We start from the raw sequence: 14,039 nt of genomic DNA on the forward strand, positions 1-14,039 counted from the left end.
TGGAATGGCGAATCAATCCTCGCCGAGATACGCCTTGCGCACCATGTCGTTTGCGATCAGCTTCTCGGCTGAATCGGCAAGCACGATCTCACCGGTTTGCAGGACATAGCCGCGGTTGGCGACACTGAGCGCCATCAATGCGTTCTGTTCGACCAGTAGCACCGTGGTCCCCTGCTCGTTGATCTCACGAATGATGCTGAAGATCTGGTCGACCAGAATTGGTGAAAGCCCCATGGACGGCTCGTCGAGCAGCAGCAGCTTCGGATGCCCCATGAGGGCCCGCCCGATCGCCAGCATTTGCTGCTCGCCGCCGGAGAGTGTGCCGGCTTTTTGCCCGGCCCGTTCCTTCAACCGGGGAAAGAGCTCGTAGACGCGATCCAGATCGCCGTCATCGACCTTGCCACGGGCATAGGCGCCCATCTCGAGGTTCTCCAGCACGGACATGCGCGGAAAGACACGGCGCCCTTCCGGCGATTGCACAACGCCGAGCGATGTGATTTCGTGCGCGGGCATCCCGACCAACGATCGGCCTTCCAGGTTGACCGTTCCAGCGCGAGCATGCACCAAACCAGAGATCGTCAGCAGCGTCGTGGACTTTCCCGCCCCGTTCGAACCGATCAGGGATACGACTTCGCCCTGATCCACCGACAGCGAGATGCCCTTGAGCGCATGAATGTTGCCGTAATACGTGTGGACGTCGTTGAGTTCGAGCATTGCCATTGCGTTAGCGTCCCTCGCCCTCGCGGGCTTCGCTGGATGCCGCAGCGGCTTCCGCTCCCGATTTGCCCAAATAGGCTTCGATGACCTGCTGATTGCGCTGCACATCAACCGGCGAGCCGTCCGCGATCTTTTCCCCGTGGTCCAGCACCGCGACCTGGTCGGAAATGCCCATGACCACGCGCATGTCGTGTTCGATCAGCAAGACGGTCAGATCGAGCTCCTTGCGCATGCGGTCGAAAAACCGCGTCATCTGTGCAGTTTCCTGTGGGTTCATGCCTGCGGTCGGCTCGTCGAGCAGAAGCAACTTCGGCCAGCTCGCCAACGCTCTGGCGATCTCGAGCCGCCGCTGATCGCCGTATGACAGATTCTTGGCCGTCTCGTTTTCCTTTCTCGAGAGACCAACGTAGGCCAGCCATTGAATCGCCGCATTGCGGGCGTTGCGCTCCTCGATCGTCACTGAGCGGAGCTTTAGCAGCGCGCCAAACGGTCCCGACTTGAGCAGTGGGTGCATACCGATCAGCACGTTTTCCAACGCGCTCATGTTGGCGAAGAGGCGAATGTTCTGGAAGGTTCGGGAAATGCCCGACGCCGCCACCTGGTCCGGGCGAAGCCGAGTGCCGGTAGCCGACTGAATCACTTGGCCGTTGAACTCGATCTGCCCCTCGGTCGGCTCATAGATGCCAGCAATCATGTTGAAAAGCGTCGTCTTCCCTGCCCCGTTCGGACCGATCAACCCCTGAATCGTCCCGCGTGGAATTGCCAGATCGACATTGTTTACGGCGGTCAAGCCGCCAAAGCGCTTGGTGACGCCAGTCGCGCGCAGGACCACATCGGTCGCAACTGCTGCTGGCGCAGTGGTGGGTGCCGTGCTCATCGACCTTCGTCTCCCAGGCTCAGCTGCTGCTCGTCTTGCTCGACATCCCAGAACTGCTGATTCTGCGCTTCAGCGATGTCCTCGGTTTCAGGATGAAGCTCTGCCTTGCGTCGCGAGCTTGGGATAAGGCCCTCGGGCCGCAATAACATCATGATGACCAGCGCCAACCCGAAGACGAGGAATTTGTCCTGCTTCAGGTCGTGATGGGCAAGAAAATCGTTGCCGATCTTGTCGCCGAACCAGTGCATAGGCCGGTTGAACTCTTCGGCGAAGATGCGGTCGAAGAACCCGATCAGCAACGCGCCGACGATGGCGCCGTAGATATTCCCGATTCCTCCCAGGATGACCATCGCCAGAATCGTGATCGAAACGGAAAACTGGAAGTTGTCGGGGTGGACGTACTGGAAGTAGGACGCATAGACCGAGCCAGCGAACCCAGCAAAGGATGCGCCGATCGCGAAGGCCAGCAGTTTGGTCTTGACGAGATTGACGCCCATGCTGGAGGCGGCTATCTCATCCTCACGGATGGCGGCCCAGGTGCGGCCGAGCCGCGAATTGTAGAAGCGCCTGATCATGAAGAACGAAAGCACCGCGATCGCCAGAATGAGCCAATACCAGTTGCGCTGGTCCGTTGGCGTGAACGAGATCGTGTGCCCAAAGATGGTGATTGGCGTCGGCATGCCGATCGGGTTGATTCCGGCAGTGCCGCCCGTGATGCCCTCCGCGTTCAGGAAGAAGTTGGGAACGATCTCGCCAAATCCAAGCGTCACGATGGCGAGATAGTCGCCACGCAGGCGCAAAGTTGGCGCGCCAAGCAGAATGCCGAAGACCGCTGCCGTGACCCAGGAAAAAGCAAGCGCCGGCCAGAAGTGCTGCAACCACTCAGGCACATAGCCACGTTGCACGAAAACGCTCGTGGGCGAGGTCAGGAACCCCATCGTGTAGGCGCCGATGGCGAAGAACGCCGCGTATCCGAGGTCGAGCAATCCGGCATAGCCAACCACGACATTCAGGCCCATGGCCAGAATGACGTAGATCATCATCGGACCCAGTGAGCCGAGCCGACCCAGGCCAAGCCAGGAATCAATGATGGGATAGGCCGCGAAGATTGCGATAGCGAGCGCGAGCAACAGGCTCTCGCGGTGCTTCAGGCCCCAGCTTTCACCGTTGGGTGAGGACGAGCCGCCGGCAGGGAGTGACTGAACGACCGTGGCCATCTCAGACCTTCTCCGCCGTGTGCTCGCCCAGGAGACCGCTTGGGCGGAAGATCATGATGATCACCAGGATGCCGAAGATGACCGAATTGGTCCACTGGGCGCCCCAGCCAGGAATGTACTCCTTGACCATGCCATCGCTCATTGCCCAGATGAGGCCGATCAGGAATCCGCCCAGGACTGCACCGCTCAGGTTGCCAATCCCGCCCAGAACCGCGGCAGTAAAGGCAAAGAGCCCGTAGCGGAAACCCATTTGGGCGCGCGCGATGTTGTTGTAGTACAGCGCGATCATGCCGGCAGCGCCGGCCAGCAAGCCGCCAATGATGAACGCCATGGAAATCGTGCGATTGACATCGATACCCATCAGAGCCGATGCCTGCCGGTCTTGCGCGGTGGCGCGCATGGCCTTGCCGGTTCGCGTCGTTCGAATGAACCAGGACAGGAGCAGCAACAAGGGAATGGTGATCACGAAAACTGCCACGTCGGCCGGTTTGAGCCTGACTTTGGTGTCCAGCCCGAAAACTTCGGTGAGAATGTTGTAGGTTCGATACTTGGTGGGAATGAGTGCCGGAGGGGAGATCGGCACGGGACCCTTCCAATAGATGGCAATCTGCTGCAGGATGAAGCTGATACCGATTGCGCAGATAAGTGGCGCGAGTCTGGGAGCATTGCGTAAACGCCGGTACGCAAACCGGTCGATGGAAAAGTTGATCGACGCGCTGAAGATCATCGCCCCGAGCAGCGCGATCAGGAAGACCCCAATGATCTGAAAAACGGGGTCGGTGCTCGTGATGCCCGTGGCCGTCACGATGGTGATCGCAATGAACGCGCCCATCATGAAGACCTCGCCATGGGCGAAGTTGATCAGTTCCACGATGCCGTAGACGATCGTATATCCCAGTGCAATCAGTGCGATGAGCGCACCATTCGCCAATCCCTGAATCACGTAGTTCAGGAACAGTTCGTAGTTGAATTCCATCGACTACCTATTCTCGGCGTGCTCGCGTCGGCGATACCGCCGATCGAGGGGTTGATGGGGCCGGATCGGAACAGGGGCCGGATGACTCCGGCCCCTGTTCCGTCGAGGTGCTATGAGATGGCGGCCTGGAAGGTGATCTGATTGTCGATCACCTGCGAAAGCCCGATGACCGAGCTGTCGGTATCGCCGTTCTCGTTGAAGCTCCAGGTGAAGCCAAGGAGACTGACGAATCCCTCGGTGCCGAAAAGCTCGCTCAAGATCGCGGCGCGGTCATTGACGCCGGCGCGGCCGATCGCCTGGATGACTGCAACGACCGTCTCATAGGAGTAGACCGCGTAGGCATCCGGGGAGTGCCCGAGGCGCTCCGTCACACGGGTCACGTAGTCTCCACCCGGGCCACCCAGCTCGAGCAGCTTGTCAGGCGTGTAACCGCCGAAGGTGATGTAGGCGCCGTTGGCCGCATCGGCCGCGCCATCGACAAAGGTCTGGTTGTTCAGACCGTCAGAGCCCAGGAAGATGACTTCCTCGCCCATCACACCGCGCATGTCCTGCAGGACCTTGGACGCGTTGTTCTCGACGGTCGCGCCGAGGTAGACGATGTCCGGACCCTTGTCCGCGATCGAGGTCATGAGCGTCTGGTAGTTGTCCAGGCTCTTGTCGTAGCTCTCGGCGCCGAGAATCTCGCCACCCAGCTCCTCGAAGACATTCCGGAAAACGGTCGCGACGCCCTTGCCGTAGAGGCTGTTGTCGTCGAGGACATACGCCTTGGTGCGGGCCTGCTCATTGAACGCCCAGCGCGCGCCAGCGCCTCCCTGAATCTGGTCGGCCGGGCAGACGCGCATGTAGTTGCGCGTTCCGGTCGGATAGTAGACGTCTGGCTCGCCCTCTTCGGTGGCGCCCTCGACCGCGACAGTCAGACCCGGATAGGTGTTGGCGAAGGAGATCATCGCCATCTGGGGGGTCGCCTGGTTGAGGATCGGGATCGCAATCTTGGCGGCGCCGGAGTTGTAGGTACCCATCAGCACCATCGCATCGGCGTCGTTGATCGCCTTGTTGGCGTTCTCGGTTTCCTTACCAGCTTCCCAACCACCGTTGTTGGCAGCCACACCGTCGTCCAGCGGCTCATAGACCAGGGCATAGCCGCCAGCGGCGTTGCCGAAGTCCTCGAACGCCATTTGCGCTGCGGCAACGGCGTCGCCGCCGGTCAGTTCCATCGAACCGGTGAGGGGCCAAGACGAATAGATCTTGATCGTGCCCTTGCTGGTGTCGGAGCTATTGACATAGCCCGGCTGGCCAATCGTGGCGGCTGCTGGGAGATCGGTCTCCGCATCCTGCGCGCGCGTGGCGTGCACCGCCAGCGCTTGCCCGATCAAGCCCGCCGACAGCCCTGCGGCTGCTGCGCGCTTTCCGAACTCGCGGCGGCTGATCTTGGAGCCATACAGCTGCGCGACCAATCCGGCAATCGAATCCTTTGCCATTGGATTACATTCCTCCTGCGTTGCCGTGCAGTCGGCCCGCTGCCGACCTAAGAACACGGCGAGCTCTTAAGGACCAAATCCCGACAACGTACCCGCGAGTCTGCCGCTCGATCGTGGGCCGCAACCGACCCAATGCCTGATCGTGCCCTCGGACCCGGTACACTCGTTCATAACGCTACGGAATTCTGACACCAAAAAATAGCGAAGGCCCTACCGAATGTCAACCAGCTAGGCATTCTGCACAATCGTTGCTCGGCTAGACTTTGCGAATGCCGGAATTCTCGCGGCCGCTCTGGCCGTCTACGACGCATACCTGGGACCCATGACCGACGCATCCATTTCTCGACTCGACCGCTACCTGGTTGATGACCGGTTGACGCCGGATCAAAAGGCTCTTTTGGCTCGAGCGCGTCAGTCTCTGGTGGACGAGGGCTTCTATGCGTACGGGATGCTCGATGAACGGCAGCAGTGGGTGGTAGCGGTCGACGACGAACTGGGGCAAGCTGACGTGCGCCTGGACGCGGATGCTTTCGTCATCGAAATCCGAGGGGTGTCGCCTGGATTATTTTCCGAAGAGGAAAGCGAGTGGAGGCGTCGCGCGCTGGAGCGTTTGGCGCGGCGTGTGATCCCCAATGTCGCCAGGGGCATGCTGGAACCCAATCAAACTGCAAGCTGGAGCGACAACGATCAGGGCGTTGCCGTCGGCATGACCTACCGACTGCCGTTCGAACAATCCAACAACATCGGTCCTTTTGTGCGGGCAGCGCTCCCGCGCATCGACGACCTCGTGACCGAGGTCGAATCGCAACTTCGTTCATAGGAAGACGATCAGGAGTTCGAGCATGAGTGGTGACTTCGATAGTCACGGTTGGCGCATGCGGGTGGCCGCGGCGCGCGGCACCGGCCGATCTGGCCTCACGCTGGCTGGCGGCATGGTGCTCAATGTGTTCACCGGCCAGCTGGAAGAGAAATCGGTCTCGATTGCTGACGGCCGCATTACTGCGGTCGGTGGCGCTGGAGGCACGGCGGAAATCGTCGACTGCCGAGGCAAGATCATCGCTCCGGCCTTTGTCGATCCCCACATTCACACCGAAAGCTCGCTGCTGTGGATGCCCGAGTTCGCGCGCGCCGTGATCCCCCACGGCACCTGCGCCATCGTTACCGATCCACACGAGATCGCCAACGTCGCCGGCCTGCCCGGTCTCGACGCCATGCGAGCTGCCGCCGTTGGCTTGCCGATTCACATTCGTTTCACAGCGCCGTCCTGTGTGCCAGCAAGCGCCTACGAGAGCCCTGGCGCGAAATTCGGAGCCGAGCAAATTTCCGAAATGCTGGCGTGGCCGGAGACCGTCGGTCTGGGCGAGCTGATGAATGTGGCCGGGGCGGTCTCTGGCGACCGCATCATCGGTGAGAAGTTGCACGCTGCATCAGGACGCCGCAAGGACGGACACGCACCGGGTGTCGGGTCGCTGCGATTGCAAGCTTATTTGCAGTCCGGGGTGACATCTGACCACGAATCGACCGAGCTCGCGGAAGCGCGCGCGAAGCTGGAGCTCGGGCTCTTCATCATGATCCGCCAGGGCACGACCGAACGAAACCTCGAGGCGCTTCTGCCGTTGGTCGATGACTGGACCTGGCCGCGTTGCGCATTCTGCTCCGACGACCGGGATTGCTTCACGCTGCAGCACGACGGTCATGTCGATGCCATCGTGCGCGACGCTATCGCTGGCGGCATGGACCCGTTCCGCGCTTATCGGTTGGCCACGTTCAATCCGGCCGACTATTGGCGGCTCGACGGCATCGGCGCGGTCGCCCCAGGATATGAAGCCAATCTCAACATCCTCACCGACTTCGAAAAGGTCGAAATCGAGTCAGTGCTCTTCCAGGGCCAAACCGTCGCGTCTCGGGGCGAAATGGTGGTCGACCTGCCCGAGAATCGGCCGCCGGACTTCCTTCTGAACACGATGCATGTCGCTCCACTCAGCACTGCATCCTTCCGGCTCGAACCGGCACACGCCAAGAAAGCAATCGTTGTCTACGATGGCCAGATCGTCACAGGTGTGCAGAACGTCGACCCGGTCGTGGTCGACGGTCAGGCCGTCACCGATGTCGAGAGCGATTTCCTGAAGGTGGCCTGCATCGAGCGGCACAATGCCACCGGGCGTGTGGGGGTCGGCTATGTGCGCGGATTCGGTCTGCAACGAGGCGCGATCGCGAGCTCGATTGCGCATGATGCGCACAACATCGTAGTCGTCGGCGTTTCGGACGAAGACATGCTGGCCGCAGTGGAGCACGTCATTTCCATGAAGGGGGGACTTGCCACCGTGGCGGGCGGGACCGTGATTGCCGATCTGCCCCTTCCGATCGGAGGCATCATCTCCGACCAGACACTGGCAGCGGTTTCGGAGCGTCTGGAGCACGTCGAGCAGTCCGCCAACGATCTCGGCTGCCGGTTGACGTCCCCGTTCGGCCTGCTTGCGTTCATGGCGCTGTCGGTGATCCCGAAGGGTCGCGTAACTGACAAGGGATTCGTGCCCGTTGCCTGAAAAAGCGGTACAAGTCCAGGCGCCTACAACCTGGCATCGGGGCCGACGAGGGAGCGGCTCGAGCTGGGGTTCGGTACCGGCTGGTGTGGCGAGTCGATACTTCGTGTCAGTGCTACACTAAGTCGCCCAAATCAGGGCGCAGTTTCGCTCGCTGCATGAGGTTTTCCTTGCCACACCGCTCGACGTCGAAAATCGACATTCGTACCTATGATGTGGTCGTCATCGGCGCTGGTGTCGCCGGTCTCGCCTTTTCGTTGGCGCTCCCGGTCGGGTGGACGGTCGCGCTCCTCACCAAAGGCGTCCTTGGCGAGAGCAACACGCGATACGCGCAAGGAGGCATCTCCGCCGCCATCGGTCCGGACGATTCGACTCGCTTGCACGAAGAGGACACCCTTGTCGCCGGTGCGGGCTTGTGCGACCCGGCAGCCGTTCGCACTCTGGTCGATGGCGCGCCCGAGGCGGTCGACCGCCTCCTGGCGATCGGCGCGAAGTTCGACCGCAGTCCGCAATCCGGTGAGATTCTGCTCGGCCGCGAAGCGGCGCACAGCCGCCACCGCGTGCTTCATGCCGGTGGCGACGCAACCGGGGCTGAAGTTGAGCGGGCGCTCGTCGCGGCCGCCCGGTCGCATCCGGATATCGACGTGTTCGATCACGCGTATGCGCTCGATCTCATCGTCCAGGATGGGAGGGCCACCGGGATCGTGGCCGAGCTCGCAAGCGGCGACCGCGCCGTACTGGCGGCTCCGTGGGTGGTGGTTGCTGCAGGCGGCGCCGGGCAACTCTGGGCGGTGACCTCGAATCCCAAGGGCGCAACGGCCGATGGCCTCGCCATGGCATTACGCGCCGGGGTGGCCGTGGCCGATCTCGAATTTGTGCAGTTCCACCCAACCGTGCTCGCGTTGGCCGGCACCGAGCCGTTCCTGGTTACCGAGGCGGTGCGCGGTGAGGGCGCATATCTCCGCGACGACGCCGGCGAACGCTTCATGCTCGACATTCATCCGCTGGCCGAACTGGCTCCCCGCGACGTGGTGGCGCGCGGTATTCAGAGCGCGATGGCGAGCGGCAATACCGACCATGTCTGGCTCGACTTGCGTCACCTCTCTGATGAGCTGGTCTACGAGCGCTTCCCCACCATCGCGGCGGAACTGAAGGCGCGAGGTCTCGATTTGGCCAACGACCTGATTCCAGTCGCGCCCGCAGCGCACTACTTCATCGGCGGCCTCGCCGCGTCGACTGACGGCCGAACAAGCCTGCCGGGACTGCTCGCGCTTGGGGAGGCTGCGTGCACCGGTGTCCACGGTGCGAACCGGCTGGCCAGCAACTCTCTCCTGGAAGGCCTGGTCTTTGGTACCGAAGCGGCGGCCATGGTGACCGCGCAAGGTCGCCCCGCATCGATCGATGCTGCGACGCTCGATCTTTCCGGTATTGCCGCCGAATCGACAGAGGGGGACATGACTGCGATCGCGGAGGCCGTCGACGCGATCCAGCGCACCATGAGCCTGCATGTCTCTGTCGTGCGATCGGCAGACGGATTGCGCGCCGCAGCCGAGGATGTGGCAGCCCAGCTGCAAGTGCTGGAGACGGCGGGCGGCACCGACCGGATCGCGGTCGAAGCACGCAACATTGCCGAGGCCGCCAGCAAGGTCATAGCCGCCGCGCTTTTCCGGGAAGAGAGCCGCGGAGCGCACTACCGCTACGACTTTCCGTCCACCGATCCAGCGCTCGCGGGTCAACATTCGTTGCTCTTGCCAGATGCCAACGGGATCTGGCGATTTGGCGCGCTCTCGGATGCGTTCGACCGGTCGTCACGTCCACTCGAACCGGTCGCGCGCTGAACGGCACACTGCCCTTGCCGCATCCCAGCTACGCCTCGGCGCTCGCCTTCATAGAGGCGCGCAGCAACTACGCGCGCGGATCGATCAGCAGTCCGTCGAGTTCGACGGGCGGCCCGCAGATGGGACTCATCCGCACCCGGGCGCTGCTCGATGCCCTCGGCGCTCCCGACCGCGCCTACCCCATCGTGCACATTGCCGGAAGCAAGGGCAAAGGCTCGACCAGTGCGTTTCTGGCCACGATCGGGAAGGCCGCGGGATACCGCACAGGACTCTCGACCTCGCCTCATTTGCATTCGTTCCGGGAGCGGATGGCGATCGATGGCATGTCGATCGACCAGGCCGAGTTCGCGCACATCGCGAACCAGGTGCGAAACGCCACGGAGACCATCGAACTAGAGCGGCCGGAGTTTGGGGCGACAACCGCCTTCGAGATCTTGACGGCGATGGCGCTCCTCTACTTTGCAGAAATGGACTGCGAGCTTGCGGTGGTCGAAGTTGGCCTCGGAGGCGCTTTCGACGCAACCAACGTTGTGACATCCGCGGTCTCGGTGATTACCCGGCTCGACCTGGAACACACCCAGGTGCTCGGCGACACCTTGGCCGAGATTGCCGCCAACAAGGCCGGCATCATCGAGCCGGGCAGACCGGTGATTGCTGCCTGGCAAGCAGCCGAAGCCCTCGACGTAATCGAGCAAACTGCCAGGGCGTCAGGCTCGCTGCTCCTGGCCGCCGGGCGCGACTTTTCGTGGCAGGGAAACTGGCAATCGTTTGCATGGGCGGATGCTGCCCATCGCATCGACAATCTGCGCAGCGGTCTCATCGGAAATCATCAGATGGAGAATGCATCGCTCGCCATAGCCGCCTGGCGCGAACTGGCGCATCTTGGCTTCCACGCTTCAGACGATGCGATTCGCGCCGGCATCGCGCAGGCGTCGCTTCCTGGGCGGTTCGAGCAGGTTGCAACCAATGAACGCACATGGATTCTCGATGGAGCGCACACGCCAGTCTCTGCGGCAGCGCTGGCCGATGCAATCATTGATGCGTTTGGGCAACCGATCGGCGCTATCGTCGGACTCCTGCGCGACAAGCACCCTGCCGAGTTCTTTGATGCGCTCGCTCCCGCAATTTCCCATCTGATCGTGACCCAGCCGAAGAACCCGCGTGCAGTTCCAGCGGATGACCTGATTCTCACCGCTCCCACAGTCGATTCCCAGACAGTTGCCAGCAAAGATCTCGAGACTTCTCTGGTAACGGCACGAGAGCGATTTCCCGACGGCCTTCCCGTTGTCATTACCGGATCCTTCACACTCGTCGCCGAAGCCCGAGAACGCTTCGGGCTGGCCCTGCCTGATCGATGAGAAGCGCAACACCCGTTCATCCCCGCGGATTTGCGGTCAATTTCGATCAGGTAGACTGAACGAACGGGTAATTCCTACGAACATTGCAAGTTCTTCGAAAAAAGGACATCCCGATTGGCAGTCGCTGACGTATATGAAGCGAACGAGAGCCGGGCGGACGGCATCGGCCTCCGATTCAGGGCAAGCAGCAGGTCGTAAGATGGCTGGCTTCCCGGGAACGGACCCGCTTGCCGACCAGACCTCGGTTTCCGACGCCGACCTGATCTCATTGGTGACCCAAGGTGATCAGGATGCGCTCGCCGCCCTGTATGAGCGGTATTCGCGGGCGGTGTATTCGTTCTCGCTGCGAATCGTCGGCGATGCACAGGTGGCCGAAGAAATCCTGCAGGAGGTCTTCGTCCGCGCCTGGCAACAAGGAGGATCGTTTCAGTCGTCGCGTGGGACGCTCATCACCTGGTTGTTGAGCATCACCCACAACCTGTCGATCGACGAAGTACGCCGCCGGAAACGCCGGCCGCAAAAAGCAGAATCGGAGCAGCCGGAATCCATCCTGGCAACATTGCCAGACGATGGGCTCGAAGTCGAAGAAGAAGTTTGGCTCTCGAGTCTCCGGGTATCGATTCAGGACGCGCTGCAGCAACTGCCAGCAGCGCAGCGTGAGGCCATCGAACTGGCCTATTTCCAGGGTCTGACCCAACGGGAGATTGCCGACACGCTCGGCGAACCGCTGGGAACGATCAAGACGCGCATGCGGTTGGGCATGCTGAAGCTTCGGGAACAGCTTGGCCCGTTGGTGAGCGAGCGAAGCGATCCGAACGAGGTGAACTTGTCGTGAACCAGCACCCTGCGGAACAAGACAGCACCCGGCGACAGGCCCGCGCCTTCACCACCACCAACGATTGCCGTTTGGTGGATGACGCGATCGATGAGTACGTGCTCGGGATCGCCGACACCACGCGCGCAGTTGCCATCGAACGTCACCTCCTCAGTTGCCGCCGATGCGCCGAGCTTGTGGCGAGCTACGAGCGGATCGCGCTTGGGCTTGCGCTCGCGGTTCCCGCCGTTTCGCCGCCGCTGAGCGCCAGGGCAGCCACTCTTTCCCGCGTAGCGGCAACACCGCAGGCAGCGCCGCACCCATCCGGTGTCTTTGCCGGCGATCTCGACATCTTCCGCACACCGACGCTGCCCGATTCGAGCGAGGTTGCCACTTCCGCTCCGTCACCCGGCCAAAGCCAGAACGCCTGGTGGAGGGTCTACGCCGCGCCGCTGGCAACCTTGCCTCTGTTGTTCGCGCTGGGACTCGTCGGCGCATGGGGCTTCAACAACTACATGAAGTTGAACGACGCGCAGAGCGCCATAGCTCAGCTGGATCAGCAAGTCCAGAGCCTGGACGAGCAGTACAACATGGACGAGCAGCAAGTCGTTCGGCTTGCCTTCTCGCCCACTTCTCAGCGATACAACATGACCTCCGATCCCTCGGCAGGCAACGCGTCCTTGAACGGCACGCTCCTTGCCGATCCAGTCACTGGTCAGGCAGCGCTCCAGGTGGAAGGTCTCGCGCCGGGCACATACTCGGTGCTGGTGCAATTGAGCGACGGGACCATGGTGCGCAAGGCGACCTTCCTGGTCGGTGACGACGGAACCGCGTCCACCCCCATCGATCTCGGAGAGCAAGTCACTGATTTCCAGTCGGTGCATATTCGCCCCAACAGCTACACGGAAACCGATGTGGCAGTCGATGGCGAGGCAATCGATGTGCTGATGGCCATCATTGGCCCGAACATCAATCAGAATTCCGGCACCGGTCTACAGAGTCAGTAGCGCTTCGATCTGCTCGACAATCTGATGCTGAATTGCGTTGTCGTGGGACGCCGCGTATAGTCAGTTGGCGCCCGGCCGCTTTCCTGGCGCGGCAGAACGACAGGTGGACCCAACGAGCACGTCGACCGTCTTTTCCATTTCGAAGATCGAACCGGCAATTGTCGCGTCGGAGATCACGGCAGTCGACACCGGTTCGGCGTCCGACATCGGACCAGCGCGTGGCCCGATCTCAGTCGTCATCCCCGTGATGAACGAAGAGGGCAACCTACCCGAGCTTCATCAGCGCTTGAGCACCGTGTTGGCGACCACCGGCGTCGAATGGGAAATCCTGTTCGTCGATGACGGTTCGACCGATGGCACCTGGCGTGAGATCACCCGGCTGCGCTCCATCGACCCGCACGTCAAAGCTATCCAGCACCGTCGCAACTTCGGAAAAGCCCAGGCGCTTGCCAATGGATTCGCCCTGGCGCGCGGAAATACCGTGATCACCATGGATGGAGATCTGCAGGACGATCCGGACGAAATCCCTCGCATGCTCCAAACGCTGAACGAGGGATATGATCTGGTCTCAGGTTGGAAACAGAACCGCCAGGATCCCTGGGGCAAGACAGCGCCGAGCAAGCTCTTCAACTGGACGGTGCGCACCGTTACCGGCGTCCAGCTCCACGACTTCAACTGTGGCTTCAAGGCGTATCGCGGCGAAGTCACCGACACCATCCGCGTCTACGGCGAGTTGCATCGGTTCACGCCCGTGCTTGCGTCCGCAGAGGGGTTTCGAATCGCCGAACTGCCGGTCAAGCATCACGCGCGCTCGTGGGGCAAATCCAAGTACGGTCTGAAACGGCTCTTCAAGGGATTCCTCGACCTCATCACCGTTTTCTTCCTGACCAACTACCGCCAACGCCCCATGCACCTCTTCGGCGTTCCCGGCATTATTTCGGTGGCGTTGGGCGTGCTGATGGGCCTGAAACTTTCCTGGGACCGGCTGGTCAACGATGAGATCATCGGCACCCGACCGTTGCTCTTGCTGTCCGTGCTGTTGATCGTCGTCGGTGTCCAGTTCTTTGGACTCGGCTTGCTGGGCGAATTCCTGGTGCAGGAATCGCACCGGCCGACACCCGAACCGGCCCGTTTCTTGCGCCGCACATTGGGCATCGGGCCCGGGTTCACCGACAGTCCGGACGGTGACGAGCGCTTCTCGAGCGCGAGCTAAC

Annotated in this window: 12 protein-coding genes; 7 read left to right on the plus strand and 5 right to left on the minus strand. The window is 61.8% G+C overall.

Going from position 1 to position 14,039, the window contains the following annotated elements:
- Positions 1–12 precede the first annotated feature (12 nt).
- From R2855_11155 to R2855_11175, 5 genes are all read right to left on the minus strand, one after another.
- The gene (locus R2855_11155; protein MEZ4531567.1) at positions 13–720 is read right to left on the minus strand and encodes an ABC transporter ATP-binding protein; all 708 of its coding nucleotides are present in this window, start codon (positions 718–720) and stop codon (positions 13–15) included.
- 4 nt (positions 721–724) lie between these two features.
- On the minus strand, positions 725–1,594 hold the full coding sequence (locus R2855_11160) for an ABC transporter ATP-binding protein (protein ID MEZ4531568.1): 870 nt from the start codon (positions 1,592–1,594) through the stop codon (positions 725–727).
- Positions 1,591–2,811, minus strand: a complete 1,221-nt coding sequence (locus R2855_11165) for a branched-chain amino acid ABC transporter permease (GenBank protein ID MEZ4531569.1) — start codon at positions 2,809–2,811, stop codon at positions 1,591–1,593. Before R2855_11165 ends, R2855_11160 begins: the two co-directional genes overlap by 4 nt.
- A 1-nt stretch (position 2,812) precedes the next feature.
- Positions 2,813–3,787, minus strand: coding sequence for a branched-chain amino acid ABC transporter permease (locus R2855_11170; protein ID MEZ4531570.1), 975 nt, complete (start codon positions 3,785–3,787; stop codon positions 2,813–2,815).
- 110 nt (positions 3,788–3,897) lie between these two features.
- Positions 3,898–5,265 (minus strand): branched-chain amino acid ABC transporter substrate-binding protein, encoded by a 1,368-nt coding sequence (locus R2855_11175; GenBank protein ID MEZ4531571.1) that lies wholly within the window; start codon positions 5,263–5,265, stop codon positions 3,898–3,900.
- 322 nt (positions 5,266–5,587) lie between these two features.
- Between R2855_11175 and R2855_11180 the strand changes: the two genes are divergently transcribed.
- From R2855_11180 to R2855_11210, 7 genes are all read left to right on the plus strand, one after another.
- On the plus strand, positions 5,588–6,085 hold the full coding sequence (locus R2855_11180) for a hypothetical protein (GenBank protein ID MEZ4531572.1): 498 nt from the start codon (positions 5,588–5,590) through the stop codon (positions 6,083–6,085).
- A 22-nt stretch (positions 6,086–6,107) separates the two neighbouring features.
- Positions 6,108–7,811: an adenine deaminase gene (gene ade / locus R2855_11185; GenBank protein MEZ4531573.1), complete on the plus strand. Its 1,704-nt coding sequence runs from the start codon at positions 6,108–6,110 to the stop codon at positions 7,809–7,811.
- 167 nt (positions 7,812–7,978) lie between these two features.
- Positions 7,979–9,646, plus strand: coding sequence for an L-aspartate oxidase (nadB, locus tag R2855_11190; GenBank protein ID MEZ4531574.1), 1,668 nt, complete (start codon positions 7,979–7,981; stop codon positions 9,644–9,646).
- Positions 9,647–9,660: 14 nt separating this feature from the next.
- Positions 9,661–11,004, plus strand: a complete 1,344-nt coding sequence (locus R2855_11195) for a folylpolyglutamate synthase/dihydrofolate synthase family protein (protein MEZ4531575.1) — start codon at positions 9,661–9,663, stop codon at positions 11,002–11,004.
- A gap of 199 nt (positions 11,005–11,203) precedes the next feature.
- A complete protein-coding gene (locus R2855_11200; protein ID MEZ4531576.1) occupies positions 11,204–11,839 on the plus strand; it encodes a sigma-70 family RNA polymerase sigma factor in 636 nt (211 codons plus the stop codon).
- Entirely contained in the window at positions 11,836–12,825 is a 990-nt protein-coding gene (locus R2855_11205) for a zf-HC2 domain-containing protein (GenBank protein ID MEZ4531577.1), read from the plus strand. The genes R2855_11200 and R2855_11205 overlap by 4 nt, the downstream gene beginning before the upstream one ends.
- Positions 12,826–12,928: 103 nt before the next feature.
- Complete coding sequence (locus R2855_11210; GenBank protein ID MEZ4531578.1) at positions 12,929–14,038, plus strand: glycosyltransferase family 2 protein; 1,110 nt, start codon at positions 12,929–12,931, stop codon at positions 14,036–14,038.
- Position 14,039: the final 1 nt, after the last annotated feature.

It is taken from the genome of Thermomicrobiales bacterium (assembly GCA_041390825.1).
Lineage (GTDB): Bacteria > Chloroflexota > Chloroflexia > Thermomicrobiales > UBA6265 > JAMLHN01.

Coding starts and splice junctions, on each gene's coding strand:
- R2855_11155 (MEZ4531567.1), bottom strand. CDS start 720: ATGGCAATGCTCGAACTCAACGACGTCCACACGTATTACGGCAACATT.
- R2855_11160 (MEZ4531568.1), bottom strand. CDS start 1,594: ATGAGCACGGCACCCACCACTGCGCCAGCAGCAGTTGCGACCGATGTG.
- R2855_11165 (MEZ4531569.1), bottom strand. CDS start 2,811: ATGGCCACGGTCGTTCAGTCACTCCCTGCCGGCGGCTCGTCCTCACCC.
- R2855_11170 (MEZ4531570.1), bottom strand. CDS start 3,787: ATGGAATTCAACTACGAACTGTTCCTGAACTACGTGATTCAGGGATTG.
- R2855_11175 (MEZ4531571.1), bottom strand. CDS start 5,265: ATGGCAAAGGATTCGATTGCCGGATTGGTCGCGCAGCTGTATGGCTCC.
- R2855_11180 (MEZ4531572.1), top strand. CDS start 5,588: ATGACCGACGCATCCATTTCTCGACTCGACCGCTACCTGGTTGATGAC.
- ade (MEZ4531573.1), top strand. CDS start 6,108: ATGAGTGGTGACTTCGATAGTCACGGTTGGCGCATGCGGGTGGCCGCG.
- R2855_11200 (MEZ4531576.1), top strand. CDS start 11,204: ATGGCTGGCTTCCCGGGAACGGACCCGCTTGCCGACCAGACCTCGGTT.